The 17,359-nt window shown below is 36.1% G+C and carries 15 protein-coding genes; 9 read left to right on the top strand and 6 right to left on the bottom strand.

Going from position 1 to position 17,359, the window contains the following annotated elements:
* Positions 1–17 precede the first annotated feature (17 nt).
* The 3 genes from ABVM53_RS06485 to ABVM53_RS06495 all read left to right on the top strand — a co-directional run bounded on the left by ABVM53_RS06485 (position 18) and on the right by ABVM53_RS06495 (position 2,752).
* Positions 18–773 carry an SDR family NAD(P)-dependent oxidoreductase gene (locus ABVM53_RS06485; RefSeq protein WP_405330579.1) on the top strand — a complete coding sequence of 252 codons (756 nt, stop codon included), beginning with the start codon at positions 18–20 and terminating at the stop codon, positions 771–773.
* 114 nt (positions 774–887) lie between these two features.
* Positions 888–2,024: an ATP-binding protein gene (locus ABVM53_RS06490; RefSeq protein ID WP_371455568.1), complete on the top strand. Its 1,137-nt coding sequence runs from the start codon at positions 888–890 to the stop codon at positions 2,022–2,024.
* Positions 2,024–2,752: a metallophosphoesterase gene (locus ABVM53_RS06495; RefSeq protein WP_405330581.1), complete on the top strand. Its 729-nt coding sequence runs from the start codon at positions 2,024–2,026 to the stop codon at positions 2,750–2,752. Before ABVM53_RS06490 ends, ABVM53_RS06495 begins: the two co-directional genes overlap by 1 nt.
* An 86-nt stretch (positions 2,753–2,838) precedes the next feature.
* On the opposite strand, the gene ABVM53_RS06500 is transcribed toward ABVM53_RS06495, so the two are convergent.
* The 3 genes from ABVM53_RS06500 to ABVM53_RS06510 all read right to left on the bottom strand — a co-directional run bounded on the left by ABVM53_RS06500 (position 2,839) and on the right by ABVM53_RS06510 (position 5,833).
* Complete coding sequence (locus ABVM53_RS06500; RefSeq protein ID WP_405330583.1) at positions 2,839–4,392, bottom strand: aldehyde dehydrogenase family protein; 1,554 nt, start codon at positions 4,390–4,392, stop codon at positions 2,839–2,841.
* A 141-nt stretch (positions 4,393–4,533) separates the two neighbouring features.
* Entirely contained in the window at positions 4,534–5,067 is a 534-nt protein-coding gene (locus tag ABVM53_RS06505; RefSeq protein WP_405330585.1) for a 3-hydroxyanthranilate 3,4-dioxygenase, read from the bottom strand.
* A 268-nt stretch (positions 5,068–5,335) separates the two neighbouring features.
* A complete protein-coding gene (locus tag ABVM53_RS06510; protein ID WP_128755970.1) occupies positions 5,336–5,833 on the bottom strand; it encodes a CAP domain-containing protein in 498 nt (165 codons plus the stop codon).
* Positions 5,834–6,196: 363 nt separating this feature from the next.
* On the opposite strand from ABVM53_RS06510, the gene ABVM53_RS06515 reads away from it, so the two are divergent.
* Positions 6,197–7,249: an isoaspartyl peptidase/L-asparaginase family protein gene (locus ABVM53_RS06515; protein WP_405330587.1), complete on the top strand. Its 1,053-nt coding sequence runs from the start codon at positions 6,197–6,199 to the stop codon at positions 7,247–7,249.
* 401 nt (positions 7,250–7,650) lie between these two features.
* On the opposite strand, the gene ABVM53_RS06520 is transcribed toward ABVM53_RS06515, so the two are convergent.
* Positions 7,651–8,148: a CAP domain-containing protein gene (locus ABVM53_RS06520; RefSeq protein ID WP_128755970.1), complete on the bottom strand. Its 498-nt coding sequence runs from the start codon at positions 8,146–8,148 to the stop codon at positions 7,651–7,653.
* A 478-nt stretch (positions 8,149–8,626) separates the two neighbouring features.
* Here ABVM53_RS06520 and ABVM53_RS06525 point away from each other — a divergent pair, with 478 nt between their 5' ends.
* The 4 genes from ABVM53_RS06525 to ABVM53_RS06540 are packed head-to-tail and all read left to right on the top strand — an operon-like array spanning position 8,627 to position 14,848.
* Entirely contained in the window at positions 8,627–9,133 is a 507-nt protein-coding gene (locus tag ABVM53_RS06525; protein ID WP_371455562.1) for a GbsR/MarR family transcriptional regulator, read from the top strand.
* Between the two features lie 10 nt (positions 9,134–9,143).
* On the top strand, positions 9,144–10,280 hold the full coding sequence (locus ABVM53_RS06530) for an efflux RND transporter periplasmic adaptor subunit (protein WP_405330588.1): 1,137 nt from the start codon (positions 9,144–9,146) through the stop codon (positions 10,278–10,280).
* Between the two features lie 21 nt (positions 10,281–10,301).
* Positions 10,302–13,445 carry an efflux RND transporter permease subunit gene (locus tag ABVM53_RS06535; protein ID WP_405330590.1) on the top strand — a complete coding sequence of 1,048 codons (3,144 nt, stop codon included), beginning with the start codon at positions 10,302–10,304 and terminating at the stop codon, positions 13,443–13,445.
* A 2-nt stretch (positions 13,446–13,447) separates the two neighbouring features.
* Complete coding sequence (locus ABVM53_RS06540) at positions 13,448–14,848, top strand: efflux transporter outer membrane subunit (RefSeq protein ID WP_405330592.1); 1,401 nt, start codon at positions 13,448–13,450, stop codon at positions 14,846–14,848.
* Between the two features lie 112 nt (positions 14,849–14,960).
* Here the strand turns inward: ABVM53_RS06540 and ABVM53_RS06545 are convergent, their stop codons facing one another.
* Both ABVM53_RS06545 and ABVM53_RS06550 read right to left on the bottom strand, forming a co-directional pair.
* A complete protein-coding gene (locus ABVM53_RS06545) occupies positions 14,961–15,440 on the bottom strand; it encodes a CYTH domain-containing protein (protein WP_405330594.1) in 480 nt (159 codons plus the stop codon).
* 1 nt (position 15,441) lies between these two features.
* Positions 15,442–16,098 (bottom strand): NAD-dependent epimerase/dehydratase family protein, encoded by a 657-nt coding sequence (locus ABVM53_RS06550; protein WP_405330596.1) that lies wholly within the window; start codon positions 16,096–16,098, stop codon positions 15,442–15,444.
* 134 nt (positions 16,099–16,232) lie between these two features.
* On the opposite strand from ABVM53_RS06550, the gene dinB reads away from it, so the two are divergent.
* Entirely contained in the window at positions 16,233–17,336 is a 1,104-nt protein-coding gene (dinB, locus tag ABVM53_RS06555; protein ID WP_128755978.1) for a DNA polymerase IV, read from the top strand.
* Positions 17,337–17,359 lie beyond the last annotated feature (23 nt).

The following is a 17,359-nucleotide window of genomic DNA, read 5'->3' on the forward strand; positions in this document are numbered from 1 at the left end:
ACATTAATTACAGAAACATGTCAACTAAAACAGCTTTGATAACCGGTGCAACAAGCGGTATTGGCGCAGCAACAGCAAGACACTTTGCGGCAAATAATATTAACCTTATTCTTTGTGGGCGCAGAGAGGAAAGACTTCAAGAATTAGGTGAAGAATTGAAACAGTATGTAAACGTACATACTTTATCTTTTGATGTGCGTGATAAAGCTGCTGTAGCAGATGCCATTTCCGGGTTGCCTGACTCTTTTCAGCAAATAGATATATTAATTAATAATGCTGGTAATGCACACGGCCTAGATACCATTCAAGATGGCACAACAGAGGATTGGGACGCTATGATTGATATAAACGTAAAAGGTTTGTTATATGTAAGTAATATGATCATTACAAAAATGATCGCTCAAAATAGCGGTCATATTATTAATATAGGTTCTACTGCCGCTAAAGAGGTTTATCCTAAAGGAAATGTGTATTGCGCTAGCAAACATGCAGTAGATGCAATAAATCAAGGAATGCGTATCGACTTAAACGGCTATAATATTCGCGTGGGTGCTGTGCATCCAGGAATGGTGGAGACTGAATTTAGTGAAGTTCGCTTTAAAGGTGACTCAGAAAGAGCATCAAATGTTTATAAAGGATTTAAGCCACTGCAAGCTCAAGATATAGCAGATATTATTCATTTTGTCGTTACCAGACCTTACCATGTGAATATAGCCGATCTTGTAGTTATGAGCGTGGATCAAGCTTCAAGTACTGTGGTAAATAAAAAATAACACTTTTCAATTACTTAACCCGGCAGATTGAGAAATGAGACTTCAAATTAGTAAATTCTGAAAATTTAAATAACCATACTGGTTGGTATAACGTACGGTATTATAACTTAACCAATGATTAATAAACGCTTACTTATTAAAAATCTACTCGCACACAATGATGAGAATAGTTTTTATGATAAAAAGCGTAAAGTTGATATAGGCAATAAAGAAGGGAAGGGTAAATTTTTAAAACATATTTGTGCTTTATCAAATTCAAACCCTAAAAACAACAGCTATCTGGTTATAGGCGTCGAAGACAATACAAATGAAATTGTAGGGGTTCCATTTTTTGATGACAGTAAAATACAGAACCTCATAAATGCCTATCTAAACAACCCTCCTTATGTTTCTTATGAGAACATTCCGTTTCCACATTTACCACAAGACAAGGTTGTGGGTCTGGTTACTATAAAACCATTAGAAAAACTTACCTCTCTTAAAAAAAACATTTGGAAATATTGGGGTGGTACAGTCTTTTTTAGAGATGGTAGCATCTCTATGCCTAAGTCATTTACCAGCGAGATGTTTGATGTAAATAGTTCTGTGGTTGCAACTATAGAAAAACATTCTCATAATAGCATAGAACACACACTAGATGGCGTTATCGATTTTATAAATGTTAGACATGCTGATCTATTTACTGATTATCGCGTTTTTAAAGAACAGTTTGTGGTATGCTGGGCGGGTGTAAAAAAGGTAATAAAAGATAATGTTTATTATAGTCGCGTAGATATAGAACTTATTAATGAGCAAGTACGCTTGTTTTATTCTGCTCTTGATGAAGTTTCTATTACTATGACAACAGATGAATTTTCGATTTTAGAATATGTATTACTGGGAATTCAAAATACTTATAAATATTACCCGTTAGAACAGCTTACTATACATTTTAAAGAAAATGGATCTTACAATATTGAGCGTAACTTGGTTTTTGAGCCGCCTAAATTTGATCACAAGTTGTTACACCATATTTACAATAACAACACGATTATTCTTAACAAAGTTTTAATTGACAAAACTCTTAATAAAGGCGAATTAGAAGACCTTTACAATCTTCCGGCAACTTATCTCATTTGTTATTTAAATGGATTTGAGTCGGCATTAGAAAAGCTAGAAAGTTTACATCCTCATTTACGTAAATATGACAGTAAACTTTATAACGCTTATAAAGAAAATTTACGCATTTTAAGAAAAGTAAAATATAATTAATGGCACGTACACTTGCAATAGGCGACATCCATGGAGGCCTTAAAGGATTACGACAAGCACTTCAAAAAGCAATGGTCTCAAAAGACGATTTACTCGTATTTTTAGGAGATTATGTAGATGGCTGGAGCGAAAGCGCTCAAACCGTAGAATTTCTTATCAACTTATCAAAAGAGCAGAATTGCATTTTTATAAAAGGTAATCACGATGAATTGGTTTATGATTGGCTAAGAACAAACGAACTTAATGATCTGTGGCTCAATCACGGCGGTAGAGGAACCATCACTTCTTATGAATCAATAGATGACCAGCAGAAAACAGCACATCTCGAATTTTTTAAAAATTTAAAGGATTACTATATAGATGATCAAAATCGCATGTTTGTGCACGCTGGTTTTCAAAATCATAATGGGCCTGAGCACGAGCATCACAAAACAGCTTTTTATTGGGATCGTACTTTTTGGGAAATGGCGGTCGCTCTTGATAAACGTTTAAGCACAGAAGATCCTGCTTATCCAAAACGCCTACAACATCACAAAGAGATTTATATAGGTCACACACCGGTTACTCGTATAAATGAGGTAAACCCTACAAAAATGGCAAATGTATGGAATGTGGATACAGGGGCTGCATTTAAAGGTTGCTTGTCTATAATAGATGTTGACACTAAGCAGTTTTGGCAAAGTGATCCACTTTATAAGCTATATCCTGAAGAGCAAGGTAGAAATTAAACTTTCTAATACTTACAAAAAGTCTGCAGCCAGAAAACTAGTTATAAACACCTGTTTAAGTGAGTTTTCTGGCTACAGCTTATAAATTAAATATCAAATTTTATACCCTGTGCTAAAGGTAACTGTGTTGTATAATTTATGGTATTGGTTTGACGACGCATATACACCTTCCACGCATCAGAACCGCTTTCACGACCGCCTCCCGTTTCTTTTTCTCCGCCAAAGGCACCACCTATTTCGGCACCGCTTGTTCCAATATTTACATTTGCAATCCCACAATCACTACCTGCTACGCTTAAAAAATGCTCTGCCTCTCTTAAATTATTGGTCATAATTGCAGATGATAATCCTTGACGCACTCCATTTTGTAATTCTATAGCATTTTCAACTCCACCACTATATTTCATTATATAAAGTATAGGAGCAAAAGTCTCATGTTGTACAATTTCATAATGATTTTCGGCCTCAGCTATGGCTGGTTTTACATAGCATCCACTTTTGTACAATTCTCCTTTAAGAACGCCACCCTCAACCAGAATTTTTCCGCCTTGGGCTTTAACCTTTTCGAGTGCATCTAAATACATTTTTACTGCCTCCTTATCGATTAAAGGTCCTACATGATTATTTTCATCGAGAGGATTACCTATGCGCAATTGATTATATGCCGCGACAATAGAATCTTTTACCACTTCATAAATACTCTCGTGAATAATAAGTCTTCGTGTAGAGGTACAACGTTGACCGGCAGTTCCTACAGCTCCAAAAACAGCTCCTATAACGGTCATATTTAAATCTGAATCTGGTGTAACAATAATAGCATTATTACCGCCTAATTCTAGAAGTGATTTTCCTAAGCGCCCGGCTACAGTTTGAGCAACTTGTTTTCCCATTCTTGTAGATCCAGTTGCAGAGATAAGAGGAACACGCTCATCTTTTGTCATTAATTCACCTACTTTATAATCTCCATTTATAAGACACGAAATGCCTTCTGGTAAATTATTTTTTGCAAATATGCGTGCTGCAATTTTTTGACACGCGATACCAGTAAGCGGTGTTTTTTCTGAAGGTTTCCATATAGTAACATCTCCACACACCCAAGCCAGAGCACTGTTCCACGCCCATACTGCTACCGGAAAATTAAATGCAGATATGATACCTACTATTCCCAAAGGATGGTATTGCTCATACATGCGATGACCGGGACGTTCACTATGCATAGTGAGGCCGTGTAATTGTCTAGATAAACCTACAGCGAAATCGCAGATATCTATCATCTCCTGTACTTCCCCTAGTCCCTCTTGCAAACTCTTTCCCATTTCATAAGAAACTAGTTTACCTAACGGCTCCTTTAGACGTCGCAGCTCATCATTAAATTGGCGTACAATATCGCCACGTAATGGGGCTGGCATAGTTCTCCATTCTTTAAAGGCCTGCTGTGCTTTAATTACAATCTGGTCATATTCTTCAGAAGTAGTCTCATTTACATTGCTAATTACAGCACCATCTACCGGAGAACTAGATGCAAATGAAGCTCCAGAATTATACCATTGTGTACCTGTGGATGTCCCTGCATTATTAGTTGCTATTTCTAGTGCTTTTAGCGTGTCTTCAATCGCACTATTTAGATTAGCTTCTGCCATGTTATTATGTATTTCTTAATAATTGAGTTTTATCTCTCCGAAGTTAGTAAATCAAAAAAGTATCTCGTCTAAATATTAGAAGATTCATAAAATTAAAAATGCGCCCCAATGAGACGCATTTAATAGTATTATAAATAATTTTTAAACCGTAAACCGCGGATCTACATCCATAACAGTTCCGCAATTAGAACATGTGCGCAGTTCTTCATTAGCATAAAATACTTTGAAATGTTTTAGAAAATCTACTTCAATATCATTAAGTGGAAAATAGACTTCATAGAGTTTGTTATTGCAGGCATCACAAAACCAAAGCAAACCATCTTTACCATCTAAGTCAATACGTTTACGTTCTATAACAAGTCCAATAGAACCTTCTTTTCTCACTGGCGAATGTGGCACTTTTGCCGGATGCAAATACATATCGCCCGGACCCAACTTCATAGTGCGCTTCTCTCCATTGTCTTGAATATGCACTTCAATCTCCCCTTCTAGTTGGTAAAATAATTCTTCGGTCTCATTATAGTGATAATCCTTGCGTGCATTGGGACCGGCAACGACCATCACTATATAATCATCTGCCTCTTTATATAAATTTTTATTACCTACCGGAGGCTTAAGAAGATCTCGATTATCTTCTACCCATTTTGTTAGATTAAAAGGTTTTGCAATAGCCATACTGAATTGTTTATGGATAAAATTACAATTTTACTTTGCATCTCATCTTTATGGGAAAAAGAAAACCTCTGAAGAATATCACTTCAGAGGTTATCGACAAATTTAATAAAATCCCATATTAGGATAAAAACGAAACAGCAGGTCCCCACCCGCTGCATCTAACATAACAAAACCAACTTAAAGCGTTTGAATCTGTAAATGTTTTAAATATTGTAATCGAGTTGGTAATTATGAATTTGGGGAAATTCGTGGGGTTTAAATTGTAGTATTATTTTGTAATAAATATCTGGGTGAAATAAGCAGTTCCTTTTTCATTTTTTACTACGGAAATACCGCTATGTGTGAAATTTCCTTCAAGAGCCTCTCTATGACCTTCGCTCTTAATCCAGGCAGCAACTACTTCTTTAGCGTCACGGTATCCAAAAGCTACATTCTCACTTACGCGGGCAGCTCCTTTAGATTTTAAATAATCTGAACGCTTAAAAAAGTTATCGTGACTAATGGTTCCTTTTGTAGCCATATACTTAGTATGCTCTACTGCTTTAACTTTTGAATCTGAATTGTTTTGAAGTGCTGATAAACCTAATGATGCGCGGTGCTCATTAACTTCAGATAAAATTTCTGCAGCAAAAGCTTCTTCAACGGTAAGATCTGCTGAGATTTCTAATGCAGCTTCTTCAACTGGCATTAATTCTTCATCCTGCGAGCAGCTTGTTAAAAATAAAGCGAAAGTAAGTGCCAAAAGGCTAGTAGTAAAAGTTCTCATGATTTGGGGTTTTTGAGTTATGTTGTCACAAACATAGCATGAAGAATCTATTCCTACAACACGTTGTCGGTCATTTTGTGTATTTCATCGATTATAGCATCATTTTTAACATAATTAATGCAAACTTTAACATTATTTGACGGCTAATTGTGTCTTTTGTCGATGTTTAAAATATAAATAATAGGTAAGTAAATTAATAAAATGTGCATTTAAACGACATAACTGTTTGATTATTCGGTTAAAAGACACCTTATGGTAAGAAAGTAGGAAATAATCTCATAGATTTTTTCTAATCAACATCAGCAGTTTATCTATTTGTGATGAATTCGTTTTTATGTACTTTACAGGTTTAAACAAAATAATATGAGATCTCTTTTCAGCTTATTAGCAATCATTCTTCTAGCATCTTGCAATCAACAGGAGCAATCCAAAGAAAAACCAGAAGATAAAACTCCCGTACAACAGGAATTTGCTATTGTAATTCACGGCGGCGCAGGCACAATTCTAAAAGAGAATATGACAGACTCTCTAGAACTAGCCTACAAAGAAGCACTAACAGAGGCTATAAAAATTGGCTACGAAATTCTTGAAAACGGCGGCACCAGCCTTGAAGCCGTTCAGCGCACCATCAATAGTATGGAAAACTCCCCACTATTTAATTCTGCAAAAGGAGCCGTTTTTAATCATGAAGGTATAAACGAACTAGACGCATCTATTATGGATGGTGAAACTTTAAATGCAGGAGCTATTGCAGGTGTCACTAATGTAAAAAACCCTATCAATCTTGCATATGAAGTTATGACCAACTCAGAACACGTCTTGTTAAGCGGTAAAGGAGCTGAGCTTTTTGCAAAAGAACACAACATAGAACTGGTTGATCCCTCCTATTTTTTTACGCAAAATAGATTTGACGCTCTTCAGCGAACCTTAGCAAAAGAAAAATCATCATCATCTAATAAGACTGCTTTCTACGATCCGTTTATTAAAGATGATAAATACGGCACCGTAGGCTGCGTGGCTCTAGACAAAAATGGAAATATAGCTGCCGGCACTTCTACAGGCGGTATGAATAATAAAAGATACAATCGTATTGGCGATTCTCCAATCATAGGTTCTGGTACATACGCTAATAATGCCACTTGCGGCGTATCTTCCACAGGATGGGGGGAATATTTTATAAGAGGGCAAGTGGCTTACGACGTTAGCGCCCAAATCGAATATGCCGGCAAAGACTTAGAAAGCGCTGCAAAAAATGTCATACAAGATAAGCTTACAAATTTAGGCGGTACCGGAGGAATAGTAGCACTCGATAAATTTGGAAACCCTTCAATGGAGTTTAATACAGAAGGAATGTACAGAGCTTATATGAATGATACAGGCCAACTAACACTGGGCATCTACAAAGAAAATGAATAAATACGCCAATAATCAGGCGGAATACTAATCGGATTTAAAGCGATAGCTGAAGAATACAGTTTCAGCTGAAGGAGCCATTCATTATAATTACCCCTAAGGCTCCAAAGCATTTATTTTTATTAAAGATTAGGTTTTAAAATGCACTTAAACTCCTACCTAATTTTAGTACATACCCAGGACAATACCGTATAAAAGAAAACCTCTGAAGAATATCACTTCAGAGGTTATCGACAAATTTAATAAATCCCATATCAGGATAAAAGCGAAACAGCAGGCCCCCACCCGCTGCATCTAACATAACAAAACCAACTTAAAGCGTTTGAATCTGTAAATGTTTTAAATATTGTAATCGAGTTGGTAATTATGAATTTGGGGAAATTCGTGGGGTTTAAATTGTAGTATTATTTTGTAATAAATATTTGGGTGAAATAAGCAGTTCCTTTTTCATTTTTCACTACGGAAATACCACTATGTGTGAAATTTCCTTCAAGAGCCTCTCTATGACCTTCACTCTTAATCCAGGCAGCAACTACTTCTTTAGCGTCACGGTATCCAAAAGCTACATTCTCACTTACGCGGGCAGCTCCTTTAGATTTTAAATAATCTGAACGTTTAAAAAAGTTATCGTGGCTAATCGTTCCTTTTGTAGCCATATACTTAGTATGCTCTACTGCTTTAACTTTTGAATCTGAATTGTTTTGAAGTGCTGATAAACCTAATGATGCGCGGTGCTCATTAACTTCAGATAAAATTTCTGCAGCAAAAGCTTCTTCAACGGTAAGATCTGCTGAGATTTCTAATGCAGCTTCTTCAACTGGCATTAATTCTTCATCCTGCGAGCAGCTTGTTAAAAATAAAGCGAAAGTAAGTGCCAAAAGGCTAGTAGTAAAAGTTCTCATGATTTGGGGTTTATGAGTTATGTTGTCACAAACATAGCATGAAGAATCTATTCCTACAACACGTTGTCGGTCATTTTGTGTATTTCGTCGATTATAACGTCATTTTTAACATAATTAATACAAACTTTAACAGTATTTGACGGCTAATTGTGTCTTTTGTCGATGTATAAAATATAAATAAAAGGTAAGAAAATGCACAAAATGTCTATTTCAACGACATAACTGTTTGATTATTCGGTTAAAAAACACTTTAAAGAAAATAAGTAGGAATTAATTCTTAAGAATTAGAGTAGAAATATTTTAATAAGTACATCCACCTTCCATTAAAAAGATTAATTCCTTAGTTGCCAGCACTGTAAATGAGAAAACCATGAATATTAGATAACTACAACGTTATCTTTCATTTAACAAAGTTTTAGGTTTGCTTGGTTCGGTAAATTGCGAACTAACCATAATTTTGCTCCTCGAATTTATTATTATGAATCAGGAAGAATTAGAAGAAACTAAAAAGCTATTAATCGAACGCCTTGGCGTACATATCGAATGTAAAGATCAATTAGCTCCCTTAGCCGCTAGAATTCTTGCAACATTAGTCTTAACAGGCAAAAAAGGAGCAACTTTTGAAGATCTGGTGACTGGCTTACAGGCTAGTAAAAGCACAATCTCAACCCACTTAAATACATTACAAAGCAATAAGAACATTACATATTATACAATTTGTGGTGATCGTAAAAAATATTTCATTACTAACCCAGACGGTTTTATCATCAATTTAGATAAGATGATCACCACCTGGGAAAAGGAAAAACAATTACACCTTCAGGTAATGGAGTATAAGCAAAAAATAAATGACGACTCTAATTCTGCTGAGGATAGAGTCTTTGACCTGGAATTTCATAAAGACTACATGAATTACTTAGACCAGGCTACCTCATCAATTAAGAATATCCGTCAAAAATTAGTCTCCAAAACAAACCTAGAATAAATCTGTAAGTATGAGAAATAGAGTTTTAATCAATTGTATCCCTGTATTATTGGGAATTTTACTTACCGCAACATCGTGTGGTGATAGTAAAAATGAACAACCTGCTCAACAGGCGCAAAAAGCACCAGCCTTACCGGTTGTTACCCTGCCCACTCAAACGGTTACAGGTTATACGTCGTACCCTACACGTATAGAGGGAATTGTAAATGCAGAGGTTTATGCGAAAATTTCGGGTTATATCACAAGCGTAGCTGTAGACGAAGGACAAAAAGTACGCAAAGGTCAAACACTATTTAGATTAGAGACTCAATCTTTAAATCAAGATGCTGCTGCCGCAAGGGCAAATGTAAATGCAGCTCAGGTCGAGGTAGATAAACTTAAGCCACTTGTAGAAAAAAATATCATTAGTAATGTGCAATTAGAAACAGCTAAAGCACAATTACAGCAAGCAAAAAGTGGTTATAATGGGATTGCAGCAAATATTGACTACGGAAACATAAAGAGTCCGGTTGATGGTTTTGTAGGTTCTATAAATTTAAGAACAGGTTCATTAGTAAGTCCATCAAGTCAAGAACCATTAACAACTGTATCTGATATAAGCAAGGTTTATGCCTATTTTTCTATGAATGAAAAAGAGTACTTAGACTTTATTCAAAAAGCAGAGGGTGCTTCCATAGAAGAAAAAATAAAAAATATGCCAGCTGTAAGTTTAATTCTTGCCAATGGTGCAACCTATGATTCTGAAGGTAAAATTGAAACAATCAACTCTCAAATTAATATGAATACGGGTACCGTTTCATTTAGAGCTGTTTTTGATAATCCTTCACGCATACTAACAAATGGAAATAGCGGAAAAATACGTGTTCCTAAGACGTATACAGATGTTGTAGTAGTACCTAAAGAATCAACATTTGAACAGCAAGGCGATATTTATGTTTATAAGCTAGACTCAAATAACGTTGCCACTTCTGCAAAAATTAGTGTTAGCGGAGATGTTGACAACTTATATGTGGTAGAAAGTGGTCTTACAAAGGGAGATCGTATTGTGGCAAAAGGAACCAGCACGTTGCGTGGTCAAACTACTATAGAACCACAGGAAACACCATTTGATAGTGTTGCCAAGCCCGTAAGTAAAGTATTTAGATAACCCTCAGATAATACATATATTATGTTACAAAAATTTATAGAACGTCCCGTTCTCTCTACAGTAATATCTATTATTATCGTGATATTAGGGGTTTTAGGACTTTCATCATTACCCATCACACAGTACCCAGATATTGCACCTCCTACAATTCAGGTAAGTGCCACGTACCCCGGTGCAAATGCTGAGACAATTCTTGAAAGTGTAATCATCCCTATCGAAGAACAAATAAATGGTGTTGAGGGGATGACCTATCTTACATCAGAAGCGACTAATAATGGTACTGCAGCTATAACTGTATATTTTGATCAGGATGTAGATCCAGACATTGCAGCAGTAAACGTACAAAACAGGGTAGCTCAAGCAAACTCATTATTACCACAAGCTGTAATACAAACAGGTGTTACCACACAAAAACAGCAAACAAGTGCATTAATGTTTATGTCATTCTTTAGTGAGAATGATGATTATGATGATATCTATCTTCAGAATTATTTGAAAATAAACGTTATTCCAGAAATTCAGCGTGTAAACGGTGTAGGTAATGTTCAGGTTTTTGGATCTAAAGATTACGCAATGCGTATCTGGCTTAATCCTCAAAAATTGGCTGCCTATGATCTAATCCCTTCAGATGTAACGGCTGCACTTAATGAGCAAAGTTTAGAAGCTGCAGCAGGATCTTTAGGAGAAAATGATGGAGAGTCTTTTTCTTATGTTATAAAATATAGCGGTCGTTTTAAAACCGAAAATCAATATAGTGATATTGTAATCAAAGCTCTGGGTAACGGCGAGTTTCTAAGACTGAAAGATATTGCAGAAATAGAACTTGGTGCTCAATCCTATACCGGTGGTGCAGTAACAAACGGAAATCCTGCTGTGAATCTTGGTATTTTTCAAACTAAAGGTTCTAATGCACAAGAAATTATAGAATCTATACAGGCAAGGCTAGAAACCTTGAAAGAAGATTTTCCGGAAGGAATGAATGTTGTAATACCTTACAACACAAACAGTTTCTTAAGCGCTTCTATAGAAAAAGTATTACACACATTAATCGAAGCTTTTGTTCTCGTATTTATAGTAGTATTTATTTTCTTACAAGATTTTAGATCTACTCTTATACCTGCAATAGCAGTACCTGTATCTATCGTAGGTACTTTCTTTTTCTTAAGTCTATTTGGCTACTCTATAAACTTGCTTACTTTATTTGCACTAGTCCTCGCAATTGGTATTGTGGTGGATGATGCCATTGTTGTAGTTGAAGCGGTACACGCAAAACTAGATGAAGGCGAGACAGATCCTAAGAAAGCAACTTCAGAGGCCATGCACGAGATATCTGGTGCAATTATCTCAATTACCCTGGTAATGGCTGCCGTATTTATTCCGGTAACCTTTGTACAAGGACCTACGGGAGTATTTTATGAGCAATTTGGTATCACGCTAATTGTAGCAATTATAATCTCTGCTGTAAACGCATTAACTTTAAGTCCGGCTTTATGTGCTCTTTTCTTAAAAGGTCATGAGGAGAAAGCTCCAGATGGAAAAAAGAAGAATATAGCAAAGCGTTTCTTTGATGCTTTTAATACTGGTTTTAAAGCAACAACTGCTCGTTATGGTCGCTCTGTACATTTCTTATACCGAAACAAATGGGTTACAATACTCATATTCGTTTTAGCAATAGGTGGAATTTTTTGGTCATCATCAGTCGTAAAGACAGGGTTTGTACCTGATGAAGATCGCGCGTTCTTATTTATAAATACAGAACTTCCTCCAGGATCATCTATAGACCGTACCCACGAGGTAAATGAGAAGCTTTATAGTATGATTAAAGGAATGGAAGGCGTAGAAAGTATGTCTTTTATAGAAGGTAGAAGTATTATTAATGGAGCTGGTAGCAACTATGGCTTAGGATTTATTAAACTTGATGACTGGGAAGAACGTGGATCAGACGAACTTTCTATGGAAACAATCACCGGAAAACTCTTTGGTATTGCGGCTCAAATTCCAGAAGCTAAGATAATTTTCTTTGCACCCCCTAGTATTCCCGGATTTGGTAATGCTGCCGGAGCAGAAGTAAATTTACTAGACCGTTCTGGTGGAAGTTTTGAAGATCTTGATGCAACAAATCAAGAATTTATAGGAAAACTTACCCAACGACCCGAAATTCAATATGCCCAATCCTCATTTAACACAAAGTATCCACAATACGAACTAGATATAAATGTACCGGTAGCTAAAGAGCTTGGGGTTCCTATTAGTAGTATTTTCTCTACACTCCAAGGTTATATTGGAGGTGTATTCGCGTCAGATTTCTCAAGATTTGGTAAGCAATACAGAGTCTATATACAATCACTTCCTGAAGATCGCGCAGACTTAGCGGATTTAAATGAGTTGTATGTAAGAACAGATAGTGGTGAAATGACACCTATTACACAGTTTATAAACCTAACCCGCGTTTATGGACCGCAGTCTGTAACTCGTTTTAATTTATTTAACTCTACAAAAATTACAGCAGCATCTAGTCCGGGTTATAGTTCTGGAGATGTTATTGCAGCAGTAGAAGAAGTAGCTAAAACCTTGCCATCAAATTATACAACAGCTTATTCTGGTTTAACGCGAGAAGAAGTAAATGCAGGAAATCAAACGACAACTATATTTATTCTATCACTTGTCTTTGTTTATTTCTTACTAGCTGCACAGTATGAAAGTTATATCATTCCGCTTGCGGTAATTCTTTCACTTCCTTTTGGAGTATTTGGAGCCTATATAACTACGCAGTTTACCGGCTTACAAAACAATATTTACTTTCAGATAGCACTTATAATGTTATTGGGACTTCTAGCTAAAAATGCAATTCTTATCGTAGAGTTTGCCATCCAAAGGCGGAAAGCTGGAGAAAGTATTGTTGATGCAGCAGTACACGGCGCAGAATCACGTTTACGACCTATACTTATGACTTCGTTTGCTTTTATAATGGGTCTTTTGCCTCTTGTATTTGCCAGTGGTGTAGGTGCCGAAGGGAATCGATCTATAGGTACGGGAGCAGTAGGTGGTCTTTTAATAGGTACTATAATTGGTGTTTTTATAATCCCCGTTCTCTACATTCTGTTTCAATGGTTACAAGAAAAAATATCTGGAGCACCAACCCCTAAAATCGAAGAAACTCACTAATTATGAAAAAGCAACTTATAAATAGATTCTTAATTCTGGGAGTAGTTCCTCTTTTATTAGCCTCTTGCTTTGCAGCAAAAGATTATGAACGACCAGAAGCTATAGTGAATGATCTCAACTACCGTACAGATAACTTGCCAGCAGACAGCTCAAATGTGTCTTTAATATCGTGGCAAGATTTGTTTACAGATCCTTTATTAAGAACTCATATTGAAGAAGGTCTGGCTCAAAACATTGATATACGTGTAGCGATGCAGCAAATTCTTGCTGCACAGGCTTATTTCAAACAAGGCAAACAGGGTTATTTTCCTACTTTAAGTGTATCGCCACAATATACACATCAGGAATTATCATCAAACAGTCAGTTTGGAAGTCAGTTTTCTACTTTAGACGTTTATCAACTTGCCGGAAACTTATCTTGGGAGGCAGATATATGGGGTAAAATACGCAGTAATGAACGTGCGTTTGCAGCATCTTATCTACAAACCGTAGAGGCGCATAAAGCTGTAAAAACACAACTTATTGCCAATATAGCATCTGCATATTTTCAGCTTTTAGCACTTGATGAGCAGCTGGCAGTTACTGAAAGAACAATAGAAACCAGAAGCAGCAGTCTTGAAACCACACGTGCTCTTAAAGAAGCGGGTAACGTTACAGAAGTAGGTGTTAAGCAAACCGAAGCACAATTATATACTGCTCAAGCACTACGACTAGACATACTCAATCAGATACGGCTGCAAGAGAATAGCCTGTCTATTCTTTTAGGAAAAGAACCCGGTCCTATAGCTCGCACAAAATTAAGCGAGCAGGAGATTACAACTCCTCTTAAAACCGGAGTGCCTGCAGAATTACTAAGCAATCGTCCAGACATACGTGCTTCAGAATATAATTTGATGAATACTTTTGAGCTTACAAATGTAGCGCGAAGTAGTTTTTATCCGTCCTTAACGCTTACGGCATCTGGTGGTTTTCAAAGTTTAAATTTTGACAAGCTTTTTGACTCTAGCTCTTTGTTTGCAACAATTATAGGTGGTTTAACACAGCCTATTTTTAATGGACGACAAATACGCACGCAGTATGAAGTTTCACAGGCAAATCAAGAAGAAGCAAAACTTAACTTTAGAAACGCATTACTTAATGCAACACGCGAGGTTTCTGATGCGCTTTATTCTTATGAGATTGCTACTGAAAAATTAGGCGTTAAAAAGAATGAATATGAAGCTTATGAACTTGCAACTTCCTATTCTGAAGAACTTTTAGATAACGGATTAGTTAACTATCTGGAAGTTTTAACCGCAAGACAAAATGCATTAAACTCAAGCCTAGATCTTGTAGACACTCGATTTAATCAACTACAAGCAATTGTAGATTTATATGAAGCGTTAGGTGGTGGCTGGGAATAATATTTGAAGTGTCTTTTACCCCTAAAAGAGAATTCAACCAAGAACCGACATCCCATTAGGAATGTCGGTTTTTTTGTGCGTTATCTTTTTAGAGATCTAATTTTCAAATAATCTAATTAAAATCTGAATGCGCTTTAATTGGGTTTTTACTCAATTGAGAATTATAATAGCGATTATCTCCAGTCACCTCTTCACCCAACCATAGGGGTTTTATAAAAGCTTCATCTTCAAAATTTAATTCAATTTCCGCTAGAATTAACCCTTTATTTTCTCCTTCAAAAACATCTACTTCATAGGTATGAATACCGGCCTTCACAAGGTACCTTCTTTTTATAATAGTTCCGGGTTCACAAAGTTCAAATAGCGCTTCGGCCTCTTCTTTAGAAAGTTGTTTCTCCCATTCAAAACGCGTGGTTCCGCTGCTGTTAGAACGTCCTTTAATAGTCAAGTAACCTTCCTCATTTTTAATACGAATACGTACTGCACGATCTGGGTTACTATTCAAATACCCTTGTTTTATTTCGCTATGCGTATATGCATCCATTTTAAAATCATCACTCTTTACTAGAAATTTGCGTTCTATCTCCTGCATATTAGTTGGCTATTTTCTTTATTTCATCAGACTCAATCCGAATTTCACTATAGGTATTAAACGCCAGATATTGCATTGTGGCTACAATAGGTTCTGGCTTAATACTTTGATATTTTTTTAAAGGTCCTATTAGTAACGGATTTAAAACTTTAAATGCCCCAATGGCTAGTTTTTCTAGAGTACGTTGTTCTTCACGATCTCCTGCTAACAAAGAAGGCTGTAGAAAATAGGTTTCGTTTACATTTTGTTTTAAAACATCACGTTCCATTTCACCTTTTGTTTTATTGTAAAAAACACTACTGCTAGGATTTGCTCCTAAAGCCGAAATTGCAATAAACTTCGGGATGTTGTTATACGCACTTAATTTTGCAGCAGCCACAGGAATCCCATAATCAATTTTTTTATAGGTTTCTTTATCATCGGTTTTTGCTTGCGTGGTACCAATACAACAGAAAACCACATCTCCTTTAAACTGTTCTGCGTATTTTTCTAGTTCAAATAGATCTACAATATGTTCTTCTAGCTTAGGATGTACAATTCCTGACTTTCTCCTATGGAAACTAATAAGTTTATTATATCTGGAATCCTCTAAAATATTTTTTGCCAGAGCGTTTCCTATTAAGCCTGTAATTCCTAAAAGTATTGCTGTTTTTCCCATATCTCAAAAATTAATTATAGCTATAAAGATCACATGATTTTAAAACATGAAATCTACTAAAACCTAAATAAAATACTGCCAAATAAAGCCTAAGCTATTTTTAAATAACCTTTAGTAGGTAACTTTGTAGCGCTATGGAAGACTTTCCTGTAAACCGAAAAATAATTCACGTAGATATGGATGCTTTCTATGCATCTGTAGAGCAATTAGACAACCCAGAGCTACGCGGTAAGGCGGTTGCTGTAGGTGGCGGCTCAGAACGTGGTGTAGTTAGTGCCGCTAGCTATGAAGCACGCAAATTTGGTGTACGTAGTGCAATGGCTGGCGGTCTTGCGCGCAAATTATGTCCAGAACTTATTTTTGTGAAAACACGTTTTGAACGCTATCGTGAAATTAGTGCTCAAATACGTGAAGTCTTTTATGAATATACAGACCTTGTAGAACCTTTATCGCTTGATGAAGCATATCTCGATGTCACTCAAAATAAAAAAGGCAACCCCAGCGCAAGCTTAATAGCTAAAGAAATACGAGCTAAAATCAAAGATAAAACTGGACTAAATGCCTCAGCGGGAATTTCTATAAATAAGTTTATTGCAAAAGTAGCTAGTGATATAAATAAACCCAATGGTCAAAAAACCATAGGTCCAGAAGAGGTGATTGCATTTTTAGAGGATCTTGATATACGTAAGTTTTATGGCGTAGGTAAAGTCACCGCAGAGAAAATGTATCAATTGGGAATTTTTACTGGTAAGGATCTAAAGACAAAATCAATCGAATTTTTAAATGAGAAATTCGGAAAAAGTGGAGCCTACTACTACCACGTGGTACGAGGTATTCATACCAGTCAGGTTAAACCAGATCGAATACGCAAATCCCTAGGCGCCGAACGTACGTTTAGCGAGAATATATCTTCAGAAATTTTTATGATAGAACGCTTAGAAAATATCGCTGAAGAGATAGAGCGCAGAATGAAAAAATCTGATGTTGCGGGCAAAACAGTAACTTTAAAAATAAAATACAGTGACTTCACTTTAAAAACACGCAGTAAAACCTTACCCTATTACATTCGTTCTAAAGAAGTGATTTTAGAAACTGCCCGTGAATTACTCTTTCAGGAAAAGATGGAAAACAGTGTTAGATTGCTAGGCATAACACTCGCCAATTTGAATACTGAAGAGCGTGATCAAAAAGTTTCAGAAGACAAGGTTATTGCTGTTCAGTTAAAATTTGACTTTTAATAAAAAAGCCTTTCATTTCTGAA

The sequence above is a fragment of the Leeuwenhoekiella sp. LLG6367-2.1 genome (genome assembly GCF_045055775.1).
Taxonomy (GTDB): Bacteria; Bacteroidota; Bacteroidia; order Flavobacteriales; family Flavobacteriaceae; genus Leeuwenhoekiella; species Leeuwenhoekiella aequorea.